Origin of the sequence: Bergeyella anatis (genome assembly GCF_036016955.1) — a bacterium.
In the GTDB taxonomy this organism is placed as follows: Bacteria; Bacteroidota; Bacteroidia; order Flavobacteriales; family Weeksellaceae; genus JAYWXI01.
Genome location: NZ_JAYWXI010000002.1, coordinates 94,048 through 116,579, shown reverse-complemented (window position 1 = coordinate 116,579; position 22,532 = coordinate 94,048). Strand labels below are relative to the sequence as shown.

Below are 22,532 nucleotides of genomic sequence, written 5' to 3'. Positions count from 1 at the left end.
TTTTTAATTTCCGGTTTCACCCCGCAAATGTAATTTTTTTAATGTTACTTTTGCAGAAAATTAACGGACGAAATGCAAACAAACCATTCCCAAGGCGGCGGTATCGGTGAGATTTTGACTCAGGCTTTTAGATATTGGAGCCGGACGCTGTTTTATCAACTGTTTTTTACCTTAATCTATGGCTCGATTCTTCTGCTGGTGGTGCTGTATTTTTCGGAGCGGTTAGGCATTATGGCTCAGTATGAGGCGTTGTCGCTTAAAATGAAACAAGGGATGGAGGCTTATATGGAAGGCGTTAAAGTCTTATCCAAAGACCCTAACTATATTCGTTTCAATTGGATTGTGCTCGGAACGATGGTTTTCCTTCACCCGCTCAACATGGGGCTTCTGAAGATTTATCGGAAGATGGATGAGGGGGAGCGTCCGGAATTGGCCGATCTTTTTGCGGGGTATTCGGGGGCTAATTTTTTTATCTATCTGGGGTTTTATTTGCTTTGGTTTATGGTTTATACCAATGTTTTGCCGACGTTGTTTTTGGGGGGGCTTTGGGTTTTGGCGACGTTGTTTTGCGCGCCTTTGATGTTTTTTATGGACAAGCGGCTATTAGAGGCTTTGAAATTGAGTTATAAAGGGGTGGTTCGGTTTCCTTTGGAAGTTTTGGTTTGCAGTTTTGTGGCATTTGCATTCAAGTATTTTGGAGTGATGACGTTAGTGGGCGGTCTCTTTACTTTTCCTTTTTGGAATGCGGTGATTTATGCGCTTTACCGTAAGATTTATAACGAGGTGCGATGATGTAAAAAAAACGGGAATAGATATAAAAAACCGTTGGTTCAAATTTGTACTTTTGGGTGCGTTTAGAAAGGCTTTTTTTTAGATTTAATTCATTTTTCTTATGAAATACAACAACAAATCGATTAGTGAAACCAAGATTAAGCAGGTGTTTCTCATTCTTCTCATCACGGTTTTGCTGGGGCTGATGGCATACCATTTGTCTTTGTTTATTCCTTCGCTTTTGGGGGCGCTTACGCTTTACATTGTTTCCAGGGATTTTAATTTTTATCTTCAGGAGAAGAAAAATTGGTCTCCGTTTTGGGCGTCTATTTTCATTATTGTGGTTTCCGTTGTGGTTCTTATTATTCCGGTTTACCTATTGGTGGATATGTTGGTGGCGAAACTGGGGGATAGTCAGGCTTATATGGATAAATTCAATGCGTTTTTGGAGAAAATCCGTTCGTTCATACTCGGTGAGACCGGGTTTGACGTGCTGAGTCAGGAAAATTTGGATAAGTTGAAGGATTCGGCGGCTAAAATTTCCACCACCGCAGTGAGTGGAACTCTTAATACCCTTACGATTGTCCTTTCTATGTTTTTCATGTTATTCTTCATGTTGGAGAAACCCCGTTTTTTTGAGCAATTGGTCAAAAGTGCCATGCCTTTGAAGAGGGCGAACATCAACAAGATTGGAGATAAATTCCGTAAGTTGGTGGTTGCTAATGCGGTGGGGATTCCTGTGGTGGCTTTGGGCCAAGGATTGGTTGGCTTGATAGGCTATCTTATTTTTGGGGCTCCGAGCCCGGTGCTTTTATTTGCGCTTACTTCGGTAACGTCCATGATTCCGATTGTGGGAGCGGCGATTGTTTACGTTCCGGTTGCTATTTTCATGATTGCCGAGGGAAATATGTTCGGTGGGATAGGAGTGCTTATTTATAGCCTTGTGATTGTGGGGGTTACGGATAATGTTTTAAGGTTTACTTTACTTAAAAAGTTGGAGGATATTCATCCTTTGAATACGGTTTTCGGGATTATCATGGGGATGAATCTTTTTGGGTTTATGGGGTTGGTTTTCGGGCCGATTTTGGTTTCGATGACGGTGTTGCTCATTCAGGTTTACCGGGATGAATTTAGCGACGATGACAGTAATGAATTGATTATGCCCGAGCCAAAAGAAATCGAGAAAAAAATAGATTTAACGATATGATGGAAGGCATGGCTCCTGAAATTCTTGAGGAGATAAACGTGGTCAAAATGCCTTTTGGCAAATTTAAGGGAGTGGTTTTGGCGGATTTACCGGTGTCTTATTTGGAGTGGTTTTCGAGGCAGGGTGGTTTTCCGCAGGGGCGATTGGGGATGCAGATGGCTACGGTTTACGAGATAAAAATCAATGGGTTAACATCGATTTTGGAGCCGATTAGGAAAAATCTTAAGTCCCGTGGACAACTTTAAGAGCCGTTAAATTTTTAACGGCTCTTTTTTGTGCTTTTGTTTTAGCCTTTTAGTGCGGCGATTTCGTCTCTTAGTTTAGCGGCTTTTATGAAGTCCAAATTTTTAGCGGCGGCTTCCATTGCTTTTTGTTTTTCGGTAATTTGTTTTTCGAGGTCTTCAGGGGAGTATTGAGTGGAGGATTTGGTTTCTTTTTGTAAGATTTCTTTTTGGGTGTATTTTTCGTCTGGAAAATCTTTGGCTCTTCCCACCAAGGTTTCGGATATTTTTTTGCTGACTTGTTTTGGGGTAATGCCGTTTACTTCGTTGTATTGTTGTTGTTTTTTTCGGCGGTATTCGGTTTCGTCTAATGTGGCTTGCATGGATTTGGTGATTTTATCGGCATACATGATGGCTTTTCCGTTGAGGTTTCTTGCGGCTCGCCCAACAGTTTGTATCATGGAGCGTCGAGAGCGTAGCATGCCTTCTTTATCGGCATCCAGAATGGCCACCAGCGAAACTTCGGGGAGATCGAGTCCTTCTCTTAAGAGATTAACCCCGATGAGAACGTCGAAGAGGCCTGTTCTTAAATCCTGCATGATTTGGATTCTTTCCAAAGTTTCCACGTCGGAGTGGATGTAGCGGCAGCGTATGGCGAATTTGGTGAAGTATTTGGTAAGTTCTTCCGCCATTTTTTTGGTTAAGGTGGTGACTAGGACTCTTTCGTCCAGTTCGGCTCTTTTTTGGATTTCCTCCATCAAATCGTCGATTTGGTTATGGGTGGGTCTTACCTCGATGATGGGGTCTAATAGACCCGTGGGGCGGATGATTTGTTCGATGTATTCGCCGCCGGTTTTTTCCAGTTCGTAATCTGCGGGTGTGGCCGAAACATAAATCACCTGATTTTGCATTTCCTCGAATTCCGAGAATTTTAGCGGTCGGTTGTCCATGGCTGCCGGTAGACGGAATCCGTATTCCACGAGGGCTTCTTTTCGGCTACGGTCGCCGCCGTACATGGCGTGCACTTGCGGGATGGTAACATGAGATTCGTCGATGACCATCAGGTAATCTTTCGGAAAATAGTCCAAAAGACAGAAAGGTCGGGAGCCGGGGAGCCTTCCGTCCATGTAGCGGGAGTAGTTTTCGATGCCGGAACAGTATCCTAATTCTTTTATCATTTCCAAATCCAGTTCGGTTCTTTCCTGCAATCGTTTGGCTTCCAACGGCTTGTCGTTTTTTTGGAAAAAGTCCACTTGCCGAACCAAATCGTCCTGAATTTCCCTTATGGCGCTGTTTAGGGTTTCTTTGGAGGTTACGAAGAGGTTAGCGGGGTAAATTTGTATTTTGTCGAAATTACTTTCCACGTTGCCGGAAATCGGATCGAATGTTTGGATTTTTTCGATCTCGTCACCGAAAAACTGCACTCGGATGGCGTTATCTGCATAGGCGGGAAAGACGTCGATAACGTCGCCTTTTACCCGAAAGGTTCCGCGTTGAAATTCGTTTAATGTTCTGGAATATAGGGCATTAACTAACAAGTGAAGAAAAGCGGTTCGGGTGGTTTTGCTGCCGGTTTCTAGTGAGATGAGGGTTTTGTGAAATTCGGTGGGATTACCGATACCGTAAATGCAAGATACGGAAGCGACAATCAGAACGTCCCGCCTTCCGGAAAGAAGGCTTGCGGTGGCGGAAAGACGTAGTTTTTCCACCTCTTCGTTAATGGAGAGGTCTTTTTCGATATAGGTTCCTGTGGTGGCGATATAGGCTTCTGGCTGGTAGTAGTCGTAGTAGGAGACGAAGTACTCCACGGCGTTATCGGGAAAGAATTCTTTGAACTCCATGAAGAGCTGTGCGGCCAGGGTTTTATTATGAGCCAGTATGATGGTGGGGCGTTGGATGTTCTTTACCACATTAGCTATTGTAAAGGTTTTTCCAGAGCCGGTAACGCCTAAGAGGGTTTGGTATTTTTCGCCGTTTTCGATGCCGTTGGTCAATTTTTCGATGGCTTGGGGCTGGTCGCCTGTGGGTTGAAATTCCGAGGAAAGATTAAATTTCATTTTTTGCGAAACTAAAAAGTAAAGATGAGAAGAATTTCTTGGTTCGTGAGGAATATAAGGACGATAGGACGGGTTTTAAAATTTTCGGAGCATTTCGGTGTGAGGAATGCCGTCTTCAAGGTAATGATGTCCCGTGGGGTGAAATCCTAAGCTGCGGTAGAAATCCAAAAGATAATCTTGGGCGGAAATTCTTACGGAAGACGTTTGGAAACGGGTTTCGATGACTTGCAGGGCCAAAGAAATCAGGGCTTTTCCAAGCCCGTACTTCCGGTATTCGGACTGGCTTAATACTCGACCTATGGAGGCTTCGAAGTATTTGATTCCAGGAGCGAATATCCGGCAATAGGCCACGGGTTTTTTGTCTTTTTCGGCCCAAAGATGCCACGCTTCCGAATCGTAACCGTCGCATTCGGGGTAAGGGCATTGTTGCTCTACCACGAAAACATCGGTTCGAACTCGTAATAGTTCGTAGAGTTCGGTGGTAGAGAGTTGCTCGAAAGATTTTATTTTCCAGACAAGCGTAGTTTTATCCATGGAAGTCGATTTTGTTTTCCTTTAAGAATTCATTGGTTTGGGCTATCATTTGAAGGAGGTTTTCCGTGCCTTCCTTTTTTTCGGCAGAGGTCAGGTAGATTTCGGGCAGGTTTTCCCACTTTTTCAGTAGTTCGGTTTTGTAATGTTCGATGTTTTTCAGGGCGGCATTGGGCTTTAACTTGTCGGCTTTGGTGAATACGATAGAGAACGGGATGCCGTTTTCTCCGCACCATTCGATAAAGTCTACATCTACTTTTTGGGGACTGTGCCTTACATCAATCAAAACGAAAAGATTGACGAGGTTTTTACGGTTAAGAATATAGTTGGTGATGAGTTTTTCGAAATCTTTACGTTGGACTTTGGATACTCGGGCATAGCCGTAGCCGGGCAAATCGGTAAGGTACCAGGAGTCGTTCACGAGAAAGTGGTTGATAAGCTGGGTTTTTCCTGGTGTTTGGGAGGTTTTGGCTAAATCCTTTCGATTCATCAATGCGTTGATTAGCGAAGATTTACCGACGTTAGAACGCCCTATGAAAGCGTATTCGGGAAGCTCTGGTGCGGGGCAATCTTGCCATTTTTGAGAACTTTTGACAAAAGACACAGATTTAATCATCATAGCAGGTTCGGGTATTGTTCTTTTTAAATAAAAAATGGAAGCATTGGGGCTTCCAAGGGAATTTTTACTGCGGTTGTTTTTTAGACTCTAGCCAACGGTAAAGAATTTCGTTGAATTCGTCGGGTTTTTCCATCATGGCTGCGTGGCCGCATTGGTCAATCCAGTAGAGGTCGGAATCAGGAATTAGACGATCCATCTCGACGGCCACCTCGGGAGGGGTAACGTTATCTTGCTTTCCCCAAATGATGCATGTAGGCACACTAATTTTATGAAGCTCTTTTTCCATGTTGTGTTTGATTGCGCTTCGGGCGAGCATTACGGTCTTAATGCCCTTGCCTCGGTCATTTACAATGGAAAACACTTCGTCGACTAATTCTTCCGTAGCAACTTGTGGGTCGTAAAAGACTTCTTGGGCTTTCTTTTTGATGTACTCTCTATCGCTTTTTCTGGGGAAGCTGTCGCCAAAACTCCGTTCGTATAAGCCAGAACTTCCGGTCAGCACCAAACGTTTTACCAATTCGGGGCGAGATAGGGTCAGAATCAACCCGATATGGCCGCCCATTGAGTTGCCCACAAGGGTCACCGGTGCTTTGATTTCGTCTTCGATAAAACGAGCCACAAATTTGGCAATACTGGTCAGGTTGGTATTGAGCACGGATAAATCGTAGATAGGCAATACCGGGAAATAAACTTTATAGCCTCTTTCGGAAAAGAAGCGGATTAGCGACGTAAAGTTACTCAATCCTCCCATCAGGCCTTGCAAGAGCACAATAGGCTCTCCCTCACCCTCTGAAATGAAGTTGTAAGTACGTTCTTTTTTCGTTTTGAAAATCATAAAAAAGCTCTAAGCAATCACAAAGATACAAATTTAACATAAAAACCAAGGCTATATCGAACGCCTTGCTCGGTTTGGTTATAAAAACCAAAACAGAACTCAAAATTAAGATAAAATTTGGCAATGCGATTTACATTTTTTCTGATATTTTTTCTTTTTTTGGAGGTTTTAATGGAGGGATAAGGGTTGTGTTTTTTGTCGTTTTTTCGGGAAATCACATTGTGAAAATAAATCGTTATATTTGCGATTATGGCTACCAAAGCACTTTTCAATTCCGTTGTGAACTGGTTTATCAAACAGCGGATGGATCAGATTCAGAATTTCATCAATCACCCTATAGAAACGCAGCGGGGGGTTTTGTTTTCCCAGTTGTTCCACGCCGAAGGGACCTGCTACGGAAAAGCTTACGGATTCAAAGACATTTCCAATATTAAGGATTTCCAGACTCAGGTTCCAATCGTTACCTACGAACAATTCGAACCTTTTATTGAAAGGGCAAGGAAGGGCGAGAAGGACGTGATTTGGCCCGGAGCCATCCGTCAGTTTGCTAAATCTTCGGGAACCACCAATGCCAAAAGCAAATTTATTCCCATCACTGCGGATAGTTTGGAGGACTGTCATTACAAGGCAGGCAAGGATTTGATTTCCATATATGCTAATAATCATCCTGAGAATCAGCTTTTTACCAATAAGAATTTGCGTTTGGGAGGGAGCGCGGAGATGTACGCCGATTACAATACCAAATACGGCGATCTCTCGGCGATCTTAATTGAGAATCTTCCATTTTGGGTGGAAATCACAACTGTACCGAGCAAGAAAGTTTCCTTAATGAGCGAATGGGAATCCAAGCTCAAAGCGATTGTTTCCGAGGTAAAGCATCAGGAAGTGGGAAGCCTAACGGGAGTGCCGAGCTGGATGATGGTTCTTTTGCAGCGGGTTTTAAAAGAAACAGGTCGTGAAACCATTGCTGAACTTTGGCCTAATTTGGAAGTGTTCTTTCATGGAGGAATCAGTTTCAAGCCTTACCGCCAGCAGTATCGTCAATTGATAGGAAAGGAGATTCAATACTACGAAATTTATAATGCATCGGAGGGCTTTTTTGGGATTCAGGATCGTTCGGGGAGCGATGAGATGCTTTTGATGCTGGATTATGGTATTTTTTATGAGTTTATTCCCATGGAGGATTTCGGTCGTGAAAACCCTCGGGTTTGCACTTTGGAGGACGTTGAAACGGGGAAAAACTATGCGGTTGTAATAACCACGAACGGAGGGCTTTGGCGCTATCTTATCGGCGATACGGTTCAATTTACTTCATTGGATCCTTTCCGAATTAAAATTTCCGGACGGACGAAACACTACATCAATGCCTTTGGTGAAGAACTTATGGTGGATAATGTGGAGACGGCGCTTTCCAAAGCTTGCGAATCCACCGGGGCTTTGGTGAAGGATTATACGGGCGCTCCGGTTTTTATGAAAGACGGCGAGAGTGGCTCTCACGAATGGTTGTTTGAGTTTGACCGCTTGCCAGAAGATTTGGAGGGCTTTTGCACTGTTTTCGATTCAGAACTTAAGGCTCTTAATTCCGATTACGAAGCCAAGCGTTATAATGATATGACTCTGAAACGCCCTGTGATTCACGTGGCAAGAGAAGGGCTTTTCTACGATTGGATGTCCAGTCGGGGAAAATTGGGGGGGCAAAATAAAGTCCCAAGATTAAGTAACGACAGAGAATACATTGACCCTCTGTTGAGAATGAATGGAAAAAAATAAAAATAAAATAAGGGCATTATTCAATGCCCTTATTTTATGATTTCTTAAATGGTAACAACCGATTTATTTGTTGTAGAGTTCCTCCACTTTATCCCAATTAATAGCCTCGAAAAAGGAAGAAACATAATCGGGTCTGCGGTTTTGATAATTCAGATAATAGGCGTGCTCCCATACATCAAGCCCTAAGATTGGCGTTCCTTTGCAGTCTGCCACGGGCATTAGGGGATTATCCTGATTAGGGGTAGAACATACAGCGAGCGACCCGTCTTCTTTTTTGCACAACCAAGCCCATCCTGAACCGAATCTTGTTTTAGCCGCCTCGGAAAATTCGGTTTTAAATTTATCGAACCCTCCAAAATCTTCAAGGGCTTTAGCTACATTTCCTACAGGTGTTTTGCTTCCTCCAGGAGTTAGGATTTCCCAAAAAAGAGTATGATTGTAGTGTCCGCCTCCATTGTTTCTTACGGCCGGTTTATCGCTTCCTTCACGGCAAACATCTTCGATGGATTTTCCTTCCAGTTCGGTTCCTTCGATGGCTTTGTTGAGGTTGTCCACGTAAGCCTGATGATGTTTTGTATGGTGGATTTCCATGGTTTTGGCATCAATAATTGGCTCCAATGCGTCGTAGGCGTATCCTAATTTTGGTAATTCAAAAGACATAATTTTTTATTTTTAGCGTTAGATTTTTTCAAAGATAGTATTTCTCTTTTATTTTGCTTTATATTTTTTATTGAAAAAGTTATAAAGGGCTATAGATTAAAACAAAAACCGCCTTTAGGGGCGATTTCTGTTGATTCTTTTATTTGTTCATGCTCATGAGGAACTCTTCGTTGTTTTGGGTTACCTTCATGTTTTTCTCCACGAATTCCATGGCTTCGATGGGGTTCATGTCCGAGAGGTATTTTCTCAGAATCCACATTCTCTGCTGGGTGATGTCGTTGTGAAGCAAATCGTCCCGTCGGGTGCTGGATGCGATGAGATCAATAGCGGGATATACCCTTTTGTTGGCGATTTTTCGGTCGAGTTGGAGTTCCATATTGCCGGTTCCTTTGAATTCTTCAAAGATCACTTCGTCCATTTTGGATCCGGTGTCAATCAGCGCGGTAGCAATGATGGTAAGGGAGCCTCCGCCTTCGATTTTCCTTGCGGAACCAAAGAAGCGTTTCGGACGGTGGAGCGCATTGGCATCCACCCCACCGGAAAGTATTTTTCCGGAAGCCGGTGTAACGGTATTGTAGGCTCTTGCCAATCTGGTAATGGAATCGAGAAGGATAACCACATCGTGTCCGCATTCCACCATTCTTTGGGCTTTGGCTAAAACCAAATTAGCGACTTTGACATGCTTTTCGGCGGCTTCGTCAAAAGTAGAAGCGATGACCTCGGCATTGACGCTGCGCTCCATATCGGTTACTTCTTCGGGACGTTCGTCGATAAGAAGGACCATCATATAGGCTTCGGGATGATTGGCCGCGATGGCGTTAGCGATGTCCTTCAAAAGCATCGTTTTACCGGTTTTGGGCTGTGCCACAATCATGGCTCTTTGGCCTTTTCCTATGGGAGCGAATAAATCCACAATTCGGGTGGACAAGGTGGCTCCTTTTTCCGCAAGGTTGAATTTCTCCTGAGGAAAAAGCGGCGTAAGGTACTCGAATGCCACACGGTCCTTGATAAAAGCCAAATCCCTTCCATTGACTTCCAATGGTTTTTGAAGGGAGAAATATTTTTCGCCTTCTTTGGGGATGCGTACAATGCCTTTTACGGTATCTCCGGTTTTCAAACCGTAGTTGCGTATTTGCGCCGTGGAGACGTAAACGTCATCAGGCGAGGAAATGTACGAAAAGTCTGGGGAACGAAGAAAGCCGTAATTATCGGGAAGAATCTCCAAAACCCCTTCAATCGTCACCAAACCATCGAAGTTGTATTCTTTTTTGGTTTCGGCGTCTTCTTGTTGTTGGTGTTTTTTGGAGGTATACGGCTGATTATGGTGCTGGCCGTTATGATTTTTCTTATGTTGTGGCTGAGGTTTAACCTCTTGTTTTTTTTCTTGCTTTTCCGCAGAGGGCTGGTCGGTAGCCGCTTCTTGCTGATTGGTGTTTACGGCTTCGTTTGCGGTTTCTGTAGGCGTTTCGTTAGAGGTTTTGGACGCTCTTTTTCTTTTGGTTCTTTTAGGTTTCTCGCTTACTTCCGAAGAGGTTTCTTCTGCTTCCGCTTTGGCTTGGGTTTCGCCTTGAGGCTCGTTTGTTTTTTCTTTTGCCGACTCTTTTTCTACAGAGGCTGCTTCGGTTTTGTTTTTTGCGGGTCTTCCGCGTCTTCTTGTCGGTTTTTCTTCTGTGGTTGGATTTTCTTCTTCCGTAGAAGGACCTTTTGTTTCGCTGTAAATTTCTTTTGCAATTTTAGGATTGGAAGCCTGAAAGTCTAGTATTGCAAAAATTTTTTCGTTATCGGTAGTGTTTTTGGCTACTTTTAAGCCCAGTTTTTTTAAAATTGAGGTCAACTCCGCTTCGGATTTAGACCTAAGCATTTCAATGGTAAACATAAATAATGTATGTGAAAAGTATTTGTTTAAATAAGTGTAAGTGAGGAGATTGTATGCCGGCTGGCATCACTTTCTAGGTCAAATAGCTTTGCAAAGCTACATTAATTTTTGATAAATGCAAAAAAATATGGTAATTTTGCAGGATATGATACAGAGAATTCAAACCGTGTTTTTGGGGTTGGTGGCGCTTTGTTCAGTAGCGCTTTATTACACGTCTGGCGATGTGGTTCTTTTTCGTACCACTGGGGTAATGGCCTTTATGTCAGGATTGGTGTTTTCGTTTTCGGTTGTATCGATTTTTAGCTATCGTAATAGAAAAAAACAACTTTTGTTCAATAACGTGAACTTGGTTATAAACGTTTTGTTGATTGCTTTACTGACGTATTGGTTGCAAACTTTATCCGGAGGAATTTCTTTTCCTGAGAAGGGTATTGAGCCTGTCTTTCCCGCGGTGGCAGTTTTCTGCTTGATTATGGCGAATATTAATATTCGCAGGGACGAGAGGCTTGTAAAATCTGTTGACCGTCTTCGGTAAGCCCTACAACGATTTTTTTGAGTGTGAACAGTCCTGCAAAAAAGCAGGACTGTTTTTGTATGGGCTTTCGGGATGGCGTGGGGCGTATGGGCTACCAAATAAAATCCTTACTTTTGCGTACAATTAGTTTATCAAATGAAACCTTTACAGCGTATCCTTTATTTTGCGAAACCGCATCGTAAATACCTTTACCTTAGTGTTTTTTTTAATATTTTGTATTCGGTTCTTAATATTTTTTCGGTGGCGACGATGCTTCCGATTTTGGGGATGCTGTTCGGTACCATCGAGCGGATAGATACTTCTGTGAAGCCTCAGTACAGTGGGAGGTTGGTGGATTTTTTGGGGTATGCTAAAGATTTGGCTTATTACAACATTCAGCTTTCCATTGATCAGTATGGGGCGGTTCAAGTTCTTGCGGTGCTTTGTTCGGTGACGGCTTTTGCTTTTTTGTTGCGCAATCTTTTTCGTTATTTGGGGGCTTTTCTCTTGGTAAATTATCGGGTGGGAATCACCAAGGATTTGCGGACGGCGATGTACGACAAATTTTTACGACTTCCGGTTTCTTTTTTCACAGAGAAGCGGAAAGGAGATATGATGTCGCGAATATCCAACGATATTGGGATGGTGGAAGGAGGTATTATGGGGAGCTTGGTGGATATTGTTAATGCGCCGTTTATGATTATTTCCTCTTTGGTTACTTTGTTTATTCTTTCGCCAAAGCTTACTTTGTTTTCGCTTTTGGTTTTTCCGGTCATGGGCTGGATTATTTCTTCGGTGGGCAAGAGTCTTAAGCGTCAGGCTACTCATGCTCAGGAGGAGTTGGGTAATCTTTTTTCGTTGGTGGACGAAACTTTGAAATCGTCTAAGGTGATTAAAATATTTAACGCGGATAAAATCTTGAAGAAGCGGTTTCATACTACGACGGATTTGTGGCAGAGCTATGCGATTGGTATGAGCCGTCGTCGGGAGATGGCTTCGCCGTCCAGTGAGTTTTTGGGCTCGGTGACGATTCTTCTGATCACTTGGTTTGCCGGGGTTCAGATTCTCAATGAAAAGACGATGGAACCGGAGACGTTTTTGGTTTTTATTGCCATGTTTTTTCAGATACTGGAGCCGGCGAAAAAACTTTCTTCATCCATTTCCAATATCCAAGGCGGGATGGCCAGTTTGGATCGAGTTTCGGAGGTCTTGGATTACGATTTGAGGGTGGAGGAAATAGAAAATCCTTTGGCCATTAAAGATCTGAACGAGAAAATTGAATTTAAGAATGTCGGTTTTTTCTACGATAAGGATAATGTGATTTTGAAGGATTTTTCTTTGACGATTCCTAAGGGGAAGACGGTGGCATTGGTTGGGCAGTCGGGTTCGGGAAAGACGACGATTGCCAATTTGCTTACCCGATTCTACGATGTGGTGGAAGGCGAAATTCTGATTGACGGAAAAAACATAAAGGATTTGAAAATCAGCGATTACCGGGGCCTTTTGGGAATGGTGACACAGGAGTCGGTTTTGTTTAATGATACGGTGTATAATAACATTTTGATGGGGAACTCCGAGGCTTCAACGGCTCAGGTGGAAGAGGCGGCTAAAATTGCCAATGCGGATCAGTTCATCCGTCATTTACCGGAAGGGTATGGCACAAATATCGGCGATGACGGAAATAAACTTTCGGGGGGACAAAAACAAAGGGTGTCGATTGCAAGGGCAGTGCTGAAAAATCCGCCGATTATGATTTTGGACGAGGCGACTTCGGCTTTGGACACGGAGAGCGAGCGTATGGTTCAGGAGGCTTTGGAAAAAATGATGGAAAATCGGACGTCTTTAGTCATTGCGCACCGTTTATCCACGATACAGAAAGCCGATGTGATTGTGGTTATGGAGCGAGGAAAAATTGTGGAACAGGGAAGCCATCAGGAGCTTTTTGAACGAAACGGAGTCTATCGTAAACTGGTGGAGCTCCAAAACTTCGGATAGAATTTTAGGATTATAACAACGCCGGAACCTATGGTTCCGGCGTTGTTAATTAAATTAAAACTATTTAAAGAGATTTCCGATGTAATTTCCGATGTCGGCAAAATCGGAAGGGTTGTTGACGTCTCTTTTGTAGCGTTTCACGTTTTCGTTTTCGGCTGAAGCTTCGTGGTTAGGGTAGATCAGCAGGTAGTTCCGATCTGTGAAATACGTGCTCAGATACTCGGGAATTTTTTGCATTTCGGGAATGTAAGCCTTACTGCCTCGCTGAACCATCATTAGGATTAACGCTTCGTCGGGCTTCATTTTTTGTCCGATGGTGGGAAGTTCTTTCCAGTCGCTTAGGATAATGAACTCGGCCTCCAGGGTTGCTTTATTTTGGATTTTTTCGAGCATTTTAATGCCTTCTTCACTGCTGTAAAAAATCACTTTTGAACCAGAGTTTCGGGCGATGTTCCAAATTCGCAACAAAGCGTGGAAGAATCCCGGTTCGCGATGGGCGTTTTCGGGAATCAACGTGTGATAAACTTCGACGGTGGCCAAAGGTTGCGCCGAATGGTACACTAGGGTATTGGCAAAAGAATTTTTAAGGTAGCCGTTGTAAAGGTTGTAGATTAGGCTGTGGGAGAACCCTTTATCAGGATCGATACCGATAAAGAGATCGGTTATTTTATGTTCTTTTATTTCGTTGTTTATTCCGTTGGTGAGGTCGGTGTCGTAGCGTTTTCTCACGTGGAGTTTTGTATCGGCGGCAGCGGCGATGTCTGTGGCGGTGTGGAGCAGTTTTTCCGCGGTCTTTTCCGAGCTTTCGCGGTCTTCTTCGTTAATAACGTTGAGGGCGAAAATATTTTGAGTATTCTTTTTCGATTTAGCCAAAAGGGCCAGGTTGGTAAGTGGTTCCACGGTAGATTGATAGCGTAAGGCCAATAAAATTTTCTCCTGATCGCCCTGATCTTCGCTCAATTGCTCTTCGTTTTCTTGCGTAGCGATTTTATCGGCGTTTTTTTGTGATACGAAGGACGATACCGTACAAGACACCAAAATCATCAGGATGCTTCCGTTCAGGACGCTTTCGTTCAGTAATCTGATAGGTTCTCCGTTTTGGGTTTCGCCGATGATGATGTTGTAGCCCACCATAACGGCAGCCAGGGTTGCGGCGGCAGATGCGCTGCTGAGTCCGAAAATTAATAGGCCTTCTTCCTTTTTCAGGCGGAAGGTTTTCTGGGTAATGACGGCGGCCAGGTACTTCGATCCTATGGCAATTAGGGTCATTACCAAGGCGACTTTGATGGTTTCAAAATCTTTGATGAAAGCTCTGAAGTCAATAATCATACCGACACTAATGAGAAAGAAGGGAATGAATATGGCATTGCCGATAAAATCGATTCGGTTCATCAGGGCGGAGGTATGGGGAATTAACCGGTTGAGGGCAAGTCCGGCAAGGAAAGCGCCGATGATGGATTCTACTCCGGCTAATTCGGCCAACAGCCCGGCCAAATAAATCATAACCAAGACAAAAATGAAGTGGGAAACCTTATCGTTAACGGTTTTGAAAAACCATCGCCCTATGAGAGGGAAAACGACAAGAACGACCGCTCCGAAGGCTATGACAGAGAGGGAAAGTTTAATCCAAAAAGCGGAGGTTACGGTACCTTGAGACATCCCTACGCAGACTGCCAAAACCAATAGAGCCAGCACATCGGTAATCATGGTTCCGCCTACGGTAATGTTTACGGCTTTATTTTTGGTAATTCCTAACTTACTCACCAAAGGATAGGCGATTAGGGTATGGGAGGAAAAAAGGCTGGCAAAAAGGACGGCTGTGAGCAGCGAAAATCCCAAAAGATAGTATCCGGCGATGATTCCCAATGCCAAAGGAATGGAGAACGTGAATAATCCGAAGCCAAGACTTTTCCATTTGTTTTTCTTGAATTCGGTAAGGTCAATTTCCAAGCCGGCCAAAAACATGATGTAAAGAAGTCCTGTGGTTCCGATCACCACGATGCTGGCATCTCTGGGTAGGACGTTGAGTCCGTTGGGGCCGATCAGGGCTCCGGCGATGATAAGGCCGATCAAATGAGGCACTTTTATTTTGTTGAGCAGCAGCGGTGCAAAAAGAATGATGATAAGAACGACTAAAAACTTTAGTAACGGATCTTCTAATGGCAGCGTGAAATGTGCGGCACTGAGTAAAGTTAGCATAAAAAATTATCTGGTAAGTTCAATGGAAAATTTAGCGGTACAAGCCTCATCAACTTTGGCTTCCCTAACTCCTGAAAGGCGGTTGGGTTGGAGGTTGGAGAGGTCGATTTTCAGATCTAGTTTTTTTTGTGCATCGGGCTCGTTGGAGTATTTTACACGGATGGACTGGCCGTCAAAATCTCCTGTATAGCTTCGGACGACACCCGATTTGTTGTAATTGAGCAGGGTGATGACTCCGTTAGTTTCTTTCAGTTCCCATCGGTCTACTCGGACGTCGCCTACTACGTATTCTTGGCAATTGGATTCGGTGCATACGATTTTGCCATTCCATGAGCCGGTCATGTCGAAAGGTAACGGAGTGCTCATAAGGCTGTCTTGAGGTTGGGAGGCTCTCAGAGAATCCCTCATCTGAACTAATTTTTGGTAATCCCTATCCTTGTTTGCCCATTCGGTTTCTCTTTGTTGAAGCGATTGCTCCCATTGCTGGAGTTTGGCTTCTTTTGTTTTGTCATGGCAGGATGTGGCGCCCAAAAGCAGCCCTGTGGCCATGGCGCAGAGGAGTATTTGTTTCATAGTTTGCGAATGTTTGTGCAAAATATACAAAAAAATCCGAATCTGTTTTGTACAAATTCGGATGAAAGTTACATTTTTCCCTTCTTTTCTCAGGGGTGGAAAAGGAAGGTTTTTATGCTTGTTTAAGTTTTGCGATGACGTCGATTCCACCAACGGTTTTATCGCCTATTTTACATAAAATTTCGGTGTTTAGGGGAACGAAAATGTCCATGCGCGATCCGAATTTTATAAAGCCGAATTCGTGTCCGGCTTTGGCGGTATCGCCTTCGTTGCAATAAAATACAATCCGTCGGGCCACATAGCCTGCAATTTGGCGAAAGACGATGTTTTGTTTGGTAGGGCTTTCCACGGCCACTGTGGTACGCTCGTTTTCGGTGGATGATTTTTCGTGCCAAGCAACCAAGTATTTCCCGGGATGGTACTTTTTATAGACAACCTTGCCCGAAACGGGATAGCGGCAGATGTGTACATTGAGCGGGGACATGAAAATGGAAATCTGGAGGCATTTGCTTTTCAGAAATTCGTTTTCTTCTACCTCTTTTATCATAACCACTTTTCCGTCCACTGGAGCCACAATGTTTTCGCGGTGTTCCAAAATGGTGCGGTTGGGCACTCTGAAAAACCAAAAGACCAAACCGTAAACCACCAAAAGCGGAATTAGGAGGGCTAACGCCCAAAATTTAAGGAAATAGATGGATAAAAATGCCGCCAAAGCAAATACGGTGCTCGCGACCAAGAGGGTTCCTTTCGATTCTTTATGAAGTCTCATTTTATATTAATTTTTCTAGTAAAAAGTATAGATAGATCACCGGAGCGCAGAGGATAAAGCTATCAAGCCGATCCAATACGCCACCATGGCCGGGGATAATATTGCCACTGTCTTTTACGCCAAAGGTTCTTTTCAGTTGGCTTTCCACCAAATCGCCGATAGGAGCGAATACGGCGGTTAGTAAACCCACCATCATCCAGTTGCCTCTCAGCTCGGGGTACTGCCTTTCGACAAAGAAACCTAAGAGAAGCGTGAGTATAACCCCTCCGGCAAAACCTTCCCAAGTTTTTTTGGGAGAGATGGTAGGGGCCATTTTGTGTTTGCCAAAGAGTCTTCCGCTAAAATAAGCAAAAGAATCGCTGGACCAAATCAGGACAAACAGCATGAAGGCTTCTAAGGAGAACTCTCCGCCAGAGGTATATTGGGGAATAGCGAGGGCGAAGCCGAACGTCAAAGCCGAATAGATGACGGTAAAAATAAGTTTTCCTCCGTCGTTATAAAGCTCTTCTTTGAAGCGGAATACTGTGAGCACAGCAATAAGGATTAGAGAAAGAGCCAATCCTTCGGAGAGGGTAAGATCGTAGTAAAAACCGTGATTAAAATAGCGTTTGGCGTAAATGTAAAAAACGTAGATGGCTAAAGGAACCACGGCGAATCTTTCCCAGCTTTTTCCGAATTTCATTAGCTTGACGCATTCGTAAACGCCTACGGCCATAAAGAAAGCCATTAATCCGAAATACAGACGGTGCTGTTGAAACCAAGGGGAAATTTTCCCTAAAAAGGTCTCGCCCAACGGGGTGGTGCATAGAAGAATGACCAAACCGTAGAAGAAACCGGAAATTAACCGCTGTAATAGATTTTTGTCCAAAATGTGATAATTTATAATTGAATTTTAAAACCTTTTACCCAACTAGTCCTCCAAAAGGAGCAGGAAAATTTTGGTATTGTCTTTATTGGGCGTATCCAGTTTGGATTGGCTTCCGCTGATGGAGGTTAGGTTCCTTAGTGTTCCTCTTCGTTTGACTTTCATCATGGCGTCGTTAAGGTTCACCACGATTTGGGAGACGTTTGCCATAAGGATGATTTTATCGGGCAAACGGGAAGAGTGATAGTGTTTGATATTGTTGTGCGAAAGCATAATTCGCCCGTCATAGGCGATAAGGTACTCGCAGGTAATGAAGGCTGCATCGTTGAAGAGTTCCAAATCTTCGGTATAGGATGTATTTAAGACGTTAAGAAAGTTTTTTAGATCGTCATCCCAGCAGAAAGCGGAGCGGATGCCTTCGAGTTTAATAATTTTATTCAGGGTTTGGAGAGCCTCGGCCTCGTCCTGGCAATAGTTGAAAAAACCGCCGGAGTGGGTGAAGAGTTGGGCGAACTTGTAGTCTAAATCCGCATTTTTCAACTGATCTCCCAATTTTACGAGATCATTCTCCTCATCCATTTCGGGTTGGTTAAGTATTTTGCTGACCAATTTCTTAAATAGGCTCAATGGTGAAAGCAGTTTTATGGTTTATTAACACAAAAGTATAAAATATATTTTATTTTGAAGCGAAAAAAAATCCCGATACTTTTAGGAAAGTATCGGGAGTCTTTATTTGGTTGTTATTTATTCGTTATGTTGGGCTTCATGCGGCTCTTCGGAAGGCGGATTTTGCTCGGGATCTGCATCGAGAGCATTACCTTGCTCGGTGGGATTGCCTGCGGTTGAGGCCGGATGCTCCGTAAGTTCGGGATCCCAGGCTCTCTTTCCGAAGATCTCCTCCAAATCTTCGCGGAAGATGACTTCTTTTTCAAGAAGTTTTCCGGCTAAAGCATCAAGCTTATCTCGGTTTTCCGAAAGAATAGCTAACGCTCTTTGGTATTGGCCCTCGATGATTTTAGAAATTTCTTCGTCGATCATTTTTGCCGTTTCTTCGGAGTAGGGTTTCCCGAAGCTGTATTCGCTTTGTCCGGAACTGTCGTAGTAGGAGATGTTTCCTACTTTATCGTTAAGACCATAGATGGTTACCATGGATTGGGCTTGTTTGGTTACCCTTTCCAAATCGGACAATGCGCCGGTGGAGATGTTACCGAAGACGGTTTGTTCCGCAGCCCTTCCTCCCAATGTCGCACAGATTTCGTCGAGCATTTGTTCGGTGGTGGTTAAGGAACGCTCCTCGGGCAGATACCAGGCTGCTCCTAATGAACGACCTCTGGGCACGATGGTAACTTTCAACAGAGGTGCGGCGTGTTCCACCAACCAAGAGATGGAGGCGTGCCCGGCTTCATGGTAGGCCACCCTTCTTTTTTCGGAGGGCTTAATGGCTTTATTCTTTTTCTCAAGACCTCCGATGATACGATCCACGGCATCCAGAAAATCCTGTTTGGTTACCATTTCGTGGTTGTTTCTGGCAGCGATCAAAGCGGCTTCGTTGCAGACATTTGCAATATCGGCTCCGCTGAATCCAGGCGTTTGCTTGGCCAAGAAATCCCGATCGACATTGGGGTCGAGTTTTATCTTTGCAAGGTGAACGTCGAAGATTTGTCGCCGTTCATGCAACTCGGGAAGATCCACGTAGATGGAGCGGTCGAAACGCCCGGCACGCATCAAAGCCTTATCCAAAATATCGGCTCGGTTAGTGGCGGCCATTACAATCACATTGGTATCGGTGCCGAAACCGTCCATTTCGGTAAGAAGCTGATTTAGGGTGTTTTCTCTCTCGTCGTTGCCACCGGTGATGTTTCCTTTTCCTCTGGCACGTCCGATGGCATCAATCTCGTCGATGAAAATAATGGCGGGAGATTTAGCTTTGGCTTGGGCGAATAAATCCCTTACTCTAGAAGCTCCCACGCCGACAAACATTTCGACGAAATCGGAACCCGATAGCGAGAAGAAAGGAACTTTAGCTTCGCCGGCTACGGCTTTGGCTAAAAGGGTTTTTCCGGTTCCCGGAGGCCCTACTAACAGTACGCCTTTAGGGATTTTACCTCCGAGTTTGGTGTATTTTTCAGAATTTTTAAGGAAGTCCACGACCTCCTGAACCTCTTCTTTGGCTCCTTCCAAACCGGCCACGTCTTTAAACGTGACATTTACTTTTTCTTTCTCGTCAAAGAGTTTGGCGCGGGATTTTCCGATGGAAAAAATCTGTCCGCCAGGACCGCTTGATCCGCTCATTCTGCGGAAAAGGAAAAAGTAGAAAAGCCCCAATACAGCCACCCAAATCAGGATCGAAAATAACATCTCCGAAATTGGGTTTTTGGCATTGGCATAATCCATGGAGGTGGTGATCGCAGGGTTTTCTTTCTTCAAATTTCGATAGGCTTCGATTAGAAGGGTTTTGTCGCCGTAAGAAAACGAATAATCTGGGCCTCCTTGGTTAAAGTTGAAAGGAGAGGTGAAGGTCTCGGAGTTGCTTTTGCCGGCGTTTTTGGCCAGTTCGTTTTTGGCTTCTTTGGTAAGAAACACGTCGGCTTTGTTCACGTCGTTATAGACGATAACTTCTTTTACTTTACCACTCTTTATCAGTTGAAAAAAACGTTCTTCGTCAATTTTAGGTCCTTCGGATTCCGATAGCATGGGCTGTAGAAAGAAGAAAAGAACGACAGCTATAGCGATGGGAAAGAACCAGTTGAATCCTTTATTGTTCATGTATGATTGGTTTGGTATTTTTTCGGTGAGAAAACAAGTTAATCTTCAATGGCTGTGATTTTAGCATCGCCCCAAAGTTCCTCGATTTCGTAATAATCCCGAATATGTTTCTGAAAAATATGAACCACCACAGAGACGTAATCCACCAGTACCCATAGGGCATTATCGGCGCCTTCCACGTGCCAAGGGCGTTCCTTTAATTCGTTGCGGACTTTTTTCTCGATATTACCTGCGATGGCACTCACCTGAGTGTTGGAGTTGGCGCTGCAAATCACAAAAGTTTCTGCGACGGAGTTCTCTATGCCGGAGAGGTCAAAGATTTTAATGTCCTCACCTTTGGTGTCTTGTATCGCTTCAACGATTTTGTCTATAAGTTGTTGTTTTTGTGTACTGCTCATTCAAAAAATATTGTCTAATGTGTGCAAATTTATTGTTTTTTGTTTATTTTTCGCCTTTATTTTTAGGCGTATTAATCATAAAATTTTCTTAATGTTCCCACTTTTGTATGTTCCGGTGGTTGAAGGTTCCACCAATGACGAGGTGTTAAAAGCTGCCGAAAAAATAGACGGGCATGTGGCTCTTTATACCTATCGGCAATTGGCCGGAAGAGGACAATATGGTAACATTTGGCAATCTTCTCGGGACGAGAATTTGGCGTATAGCTTGGCTTTACGTCCGGAAGGGTATGCCTTGTCTGCGAGATTATTCAATTTTTATACCGCATTGGTGGTGCGGGATTTTGTTGCCAATTTGACCGCTTCGGTGGTCAAGGTCAAATGGCCTAACGACATCCTTGTTAGTGGAAAAAAAATCAGCGGGATGTTGGTGGAGCAAAGACGGGTGAACGGAGTGACGTATTGGGTTTCAGGAGTCGGGATTAATGTAAAACAAAAGCATTTTGAAGGATTACCAAAGGCGGGGTCGATATTGAGCCAAACAGGGCTGGCTATTGACTTGGATGATTTTACGCAGCGTTTTCATGCGTACTATAGCGAGGCTTTGGTTCGGGTGCCTGGGGAGGCGGAGGTTCTTAGTCGTTTTAACGAGTGGCTTTTCCGTCGGGATGAAGTTTCATTTTTTGCGCTTGGCGGAATAAGACAAAATGGCATCATTCGTAAGGTGGATGAGGAAGGAGCGCTTCATGTGGAATTGGAAAAAGACGGTCTTCGCTGTTTTAGGACCAAGGAAATCGAATTGCTTTACTGATTGGCTCTTCGCAAGTACAGAAACGCCGCTAAAGGCCCAAAAACAAGATTGGGCAGCCACATGGCTAATGCGGGAGGAAGAGTGTTGTTTTCTGCAACCACTTTGAGGGCTTCGAAAGAAAATACAAAGACGAAGGCCAAAGCGATTCCGATGGCCAAATTCAGTCCCAATCCGCCTCTTTTTTTCTGCGAAGAGAGGGATAAGGCCAAAAGGGTTAGGATGATGATGGAAACGGGCATCGAGGTTCTCTGATGCAACTCGTTGAGGAAGGTGTTAAGGTTTTTATTTCCTTTGGCTTTCTCTTGTTGGATGAGTTTGGTGAGTTCGGGGGTGGTTTTGGTTTGCCCTAAAAGACCGTCGGGAAATAATTCTTCTGGGGGAAGCCCGAAATTTAGTTCTTTACGGTCGCCGTTGGATAATATTTCGGTGTCGTTTTTTGCTGCTTTGCGTTCGAGGTATCCGGTGGCGGCGAAGACTTTCTTTTTTTCGTCCCATGCGATTTCGTTGGCGATGATTTCTTCGATTAGCTTTCGATTTTTGTCGAATTTTTGAAACATGAAGCTGGAGCCTCTTTTCTCTTTACGGTTGTAGTTGTTAATGAAGATGTATTCGGTTGGGGAGAGTCTGGTGGCAATTTCCACGTTGCCTAAAACTTTTTCCCGGTCGACCTCGTTGTAGGTGTACACTTCGAGTTTGTTTTTTTGAACATTGGCCCAAGGCAGGAGGTAGTGGTTGGTTGCCAAAGAAAAAAGGGCGATAATGGCTGAAGCGATGAAGTAAGGCCTTGCAAAGCGGTGGAAACTCGCTCCGCTGCTTATCACGGCAACGATTTCCGTATTGTTGGCCATTCTTGAGGTGAAGTAGATGACCGAAATGAAAACCAAAATCGACATGAAGGTGATGACCAGATAAATCATCCAAAAAGGGTAAAAATGAATCAGGAAGTACCCTACGGTAAATCCGTTACCTTCAATTCTTGGGGATTTGGATTGCACGTCAATCACCACGACAATGATCGAGAGCAGAAGGAGCATGAACCCTAGGGTTCCCAAAAATTTTTTGATGATGTATCGGTCGATGATGGGCATGGTCGGAGGA

Annotated in this window: 21 protein-coding genes; 7 read left to right on the top strand and 14 right to left on the bottom strand. The window is 44.0% G+C overall.

The window, feature by feature from the left end; genetic code table 11:
* The first annotated feature begins 72 nt into the window (after positions 1 to 72).
* From VQ048_RS02110 to VQ048_RS02100, 3 genes are all read left to right on the top strand, one after another.
* Positions 73 to 792 (top strand): hypothetical protein, encoded by a 720-nt coding sequence (locus VQ048_RS02110; protein WP_327610029.1) that lies wholly within the window; start codon positions 73 to 75, stop codon positions 790 to 792.
* A 100-nt stretch (positions 793 to 892) separates the two neighbouring features.
* Entirely contained in the window at positions 893 to 1,978 is a 1,086-nt protein-coding gene (locus VQ048_RS02105) for an AI-2E family transporter (protein ID WP_327610028.1), read from the top strand.
* Positions 1,979 to 1,986: 8 nt separating this feature from the next.
* Positions 1,987 to 2,223, top strand: coding sequence for a DUF3820 family protein (locus VQ048_RS02100; RefSeq protein ID WP_327610149.1), 237 nt, complete (start codon positions 1,987 to 1,989; stop codon positions 2,221 to 2,223).
* Between the two features lie 41 nt (positions 2,224 to 2,264).
* Here VQ048_RS02100 and uvrB read toward each other — a convergent pair whose 3' ends face one another.
* The 4 genes from uvrB to VQ048_RS02080 form a co-directional block, all read right to left on the bottom strand.
* Positions 2,265 to 4,256, bottom strand: coding sequence for an excinuclease ABC subunit UvrB (uvrB, locus tag VQ048_RS02095; RefSeq protein ID WP_327610027.1), 1,992 nt, complete (start codon positions 4,254 to 4,256; stop codon positions 2,265 to 2,267).
* Positions 4,257 to 4,331: 75 nt separating this feature from the next.
* Positions 4,332 to 4,790: a GNAT family N-acetyltransferase gene (locus VQ048_RS02090; protein ID WP_327610026.1), complete on the bottom strand. Its 459-nt coding sequence runs from the start codon at positions 4,788 to 4,790 to the stop codon at positions 4,332 to 4,334.
* Entirely contained in the window at positions 4,783 to 5,406 is a 624-nt protein-coding gene (yihA, locus tag VQ048_RS02085) for a ribosome biogenesis GTP-binding protein YihA/YsxC (protein ID WP_327610025.1), read from the bottom strand. The genes VQ048_RS02090 and yihA overlap by 8 nt, the downstream gene beginning before the upstream one ends.
* 64 nt (positions 5,407 to 5,470) lie before the next feature.
* Positions 5,471 to 6,241 carry an alpha/beta fold hydrolase gene (locus VQ048_RS02080; RefSeq protein WP_327610024.1) on the bottom strand — a complete coding sequence of 257 codons (771 nt, stop codon included), beginning with the start codon at positions 6,239 to 6,241 and terminating at the stop codon, positions 5,471 to 5,473.
* A gap of 249 nt (positions 6,242 to 6,490) precedes the next feature.
* Between VQ048_RS02080 and VQ048_RS02075 the strand changes: the two genes are divergently transcribed.
* Positions 6,491 to 8,011, top strand: coding sequence for a GH3 auxin-responsive promoter family protein (locus VQ048_RS02075; protein ID WP_327610023.1), 1,521 nt, complete (start codon positions 6,491 to 6,493; stop codon positions 8,009 to 8,011).
* A 63-nt stretch (positions 8,012 to 8,074) separates the two neighbouring features.
* Here the strand turns inward: VQ048_RS02075 and VQ048_RS02070 are convergent, their stop codons facing one another.
* The gene (locus VQ048_RS02070; RefSeq protein WP_327610022.1) at positions 8,075 to 8,671 is read right to left on the bottom strand and encodes a superoxide dismutase; all 597 of its coding nucleotides are present in this window, start codon (positions 8,669 to 8,671) and stop codon (positions 8,075 to 8,077) included.
* 139 nt (positions 8,672 to 8,810) lie between these two features.
* A complete protein-coding gene (gene rho / locus VQ048_RS02065; protein ID WP_327610021.1) occupies positions 8,811 to 10,547 on the bottom strand; it encodes a transcription termination factor Rho in 1,737 nt (578 codons plus the stop codon).
* Between the two features lie 145 nt (positions 10,548 to 10,692).
* On the opposite strand from rho, the gene VQ048_RS02060 reads away from it, so the two are divergent.
* On the top strand, positions 10,693 to 11,082 hold the full coding sequence (locus VQ048_RS02060) for a DUF4293 domain-containing protein (protein WP_327610020.1): 390 nt from the start codon (positions 10,693 to 10,695) through the stop codon (positions 11,080 to 11,082).
* A gap of 135 nt (positions 11,083 to 11,217) precedes the next feature.
* A complete protein-coding gene (locus tag VQ048_RS02055; protein ID WP_327610019.1) occupies positions 11,218 to 13,056 on the top strand; it encodes an ABC transporter ATP-binding protein in 1,839 nt (612 codons plus the stop codon).
* 60 nt (positions 13,057 to 13,116) lie between these two features.
* Here VQ048_RS02055 and VQ048_RS02050 read toward each other — a convergent pair whose 3' ends face one another.
* From VQ048_RS02050 to rsfS, 7 genes are all read right to left on the bottom strand, one after another.
* Positions 13,117 to 15,255, bottom strand: a complete 2,139-nt coding sequence (locus tag VQ048_RS02050; protein ID WP_327610018.1) for a cation:proton antiporter — start codon at positions 15,253 to 15,255, stop codon at positions 13,117 to 13,119.
* Between the two features lie 6 nt (positions 15,256 to 15,261).
* Positions 15,262 to 15,828: a hypothetical protein gene (locus VQ048_RS02045; protein ID WP_327610017.1), complete on the bottom strand. Its 567-nt coding sequence runs from the start codon at positions 15,826 to 15,828 to the stop codon at positions 15,262 to 15,264.
* Positions 15,829 to 15,940: 112 nt separating this feature from the next.
* The gene (locus VQ048_RS02040) at positions 15,941 to 16,597 is read right to left on the bottom strand and encodes a phosphatidylserine decarboxylase family protein (protein ID WP_327610016.1); all 657 of its coding nucleotides are present in this window, start codon (positions 16,595 to 16,597) and stop codon (positions 15,941 to 15,943) included.
* Between the two features lies 1 nt (position 16,598).
* Complete coding sequence (locus VQ048_RS02035) at positions 16,599 to 17,465, bottom strand: phosphatidate cytidylyltransferase (protein WP_327610015.1); 867 nt, start codon at positions 17,463 to 17,465, stop codon at positions 16,599 to 16,601.
* Positions 17,466 to 17,507: 42 nt separating this feature from the next.
* Entirely contained in the window at positions 17,508 to 18,089 is a 582-nt protein-coding gene (locus tag VQ048_RS02030) for an LUD domain-containing protein (protein ID WP_327610014.1), read from the bottom strand.
* A 117-nt stretch (positions 18,090 to 18,206) separates the two neighbouring features.
* Complete coding sequence (gene ftsH, locus VQ048_RS02025; RefSeq protein WP_327610013.1) at positions 18,207 to 20,228, bottom strand: ATP-dependent zinc metalloprotease FtsH; 2,022 nt, start codon at positions 20,226 to 20,228, stop codon at positions 18,207 to 18,209.
* Positions 20,229 to 20,266: 38 nt separating this feature from the next.
* Complete coding sequence (gene rsfS, locus VQ048_RS02020; protein WP_327610012.1) at positions 20,267 to 20,626, bottom strand: ribosome silencing factor; 360 nt, start codon at positions 20,624 to 20,626, stop codon at positions 20,267 to 20,269.
* Between the two features lie 91 nt (positions 20,627 to 20,717).
* On the opposite strand from rsfS, the gene VQ048_RS02015 reads away from it, so the two are divergent.
* Positions 20,718 to 21,434 carry a biotin--[acetyl-CoA-carboxylase] ligase gene (locus VQ048_RS02015; RefSeq protein ID WP_327610011.1) on the top strand — a complete coding sequence of 239 codons (717 nt, stop codon included), beginning with the start codon at positions 20,718 to 20,720 and terminating at the stop codon, positions 21,432 to 21,434.
* On the opposite strand, the gene VQ048_RS02010 is transcribed toward VQ048_RS02015, so the two are convergent.
* The gene (locus VQ048_RS02010; RefSeq protein WP_327610148.1) at positions 21,428 to 22,522 is read right to left on the bottom strand and encodes an LptF/LptG family permease; all 1,095 of its coding nucleotides are present in this window, start codon (positions 22,520 to 22,522) and stop codon (positions 21,428 to 21,430) included. The two genes, VQ048_RS02015 and VQ048_RS02010, sit on opposite strands and share 7 nt — an antisense overlap.
* Positions 22,523 to 22,532: the final 10 nt, after the last annotated feature.

Coding starts and splice junctions, on each gene's coding strand:
- VQ048_RS02050 (WP_327610018.1), bottom strand. CDS start 15,255: ATGCTAACTTTACTCAGTGCCGCACATTTCACGCTGCCATTAGAAGAT.
- VQ048_RS02045 (WP_327610017.1), bottom strand. CDS start 15,828: ATGAAACAAATACTCCTCTGCGCCATGGCCACAGGGCTGCTTTTGGGC.
- VQ048_RS02040 (WP_327610016.1), bottom strand. CDS start 16,597: ATGAGACTTCATAAAGAATCGAAAGGAACCCTCTTGGTCGCGAGCACC.
- VQ048_RS02090 (WP_327610026.1), bottom strand. CDS start 4,790: ATGGATAAAACTACGCTTGTCTGGAAAATAAAATCTTTCGAGCAACTC.
- VQ048_RS02060 (WP_327610020.1), top strand. CDS start 10,693: ATGATACAGAGAATTCAAACCGTGTTTTTGGGGTTGGTGGCGCTTTGT.
- ftsH (WP_327610013.1), bottom strand. CDS start 20,228: ATGAACAATAAAGGATTCAACTGGTTCTTTCCCATCGCTATAGCTGTC.
- VQ048_RS02110 (WP_327610029.1), top strand. CDS start 73: ATGCAAACAAACCATTCCCAAGGCGGCGGTATCGGTGAGATTTTGACT.
- yihA (WP_327610025.1), bottom strand. CDS start 5,406: ATGATGATTAAATCTGTGTCTTTTGTCAAAAGTTCTCAAAAATGGCAA.
- VQ048_RS02070 (WP_327610022.1), bottom strand. CDS start 8,671: ATGTCTTTTGAATTACCAAAATTAGGATACGCCTACGACGCATTGGAG.
- VQ048_RS02015 (WP_327610011.1), top strand. CDS start 20,718: ATGTTCCCACTTTTGTATGTTCCGGTGGTTGAAGGTTCCACCAATGAC.
- VQ048_RS02105 (WP_327610028.1), top strand. CDS start 893: ATGAAATACAACAACAAATCGATTAGTGAAACCAAGATTAAGCAGGTG.
- VQ048_RS02100 (WP_327610149.1), top strand. CDS start 1,987: ATGGCTCCTGAAATTCTTGAGGAGATAAACGTGGTCAAAATGCCTTTT.
- VQ048_RS02010 (WP_327610148.1), bottom strand. CDS start 22,522: ATGCCCATCATCGACCGATACATCATCAAAAAATTTTTGGGAACCCTA.
- VQ048_RS02075 (WP_327610023.1), top strand. CDS start 6,491: ATGGCTACCAAAGCACTTTTCAATTCCGTTGTGAACTGGTTTATCAAA.
- uvrB (WP_327610027.1), bottom strand. CDS start 4,256: ATGAAATTTAATCTTTCCTCGGAATTTCAACCCACAGGCGACCAGCCC.
- VQ048_RS02080 (WP_327610024.1), bottom strand. CDS start 6,241: ATGATTTTCAAAACGAAAAAAGAACGTACTTACAACTTCATTTCAGAG.
- VQ048_RS02055 (WP_327610019.1), top strand. CDS start 11,218: ATGAAACCTTTACAGCGTATCCTTTATTTTGCGAAACCGCATCGTAAA.
- rsfS (WP_327610012.1), bottom strand. CDS start 20,626: ATGAGCAGTACACAAAAACAACAACTTATAGACAAAATCGTTGAAGCG.
- rho (WP_327610021.1), bottom strand. CDS start 10,547: ATGTTTACCATTGAAATGCTTAGGTCTAAATCCGAAGCGGAGTTGACC.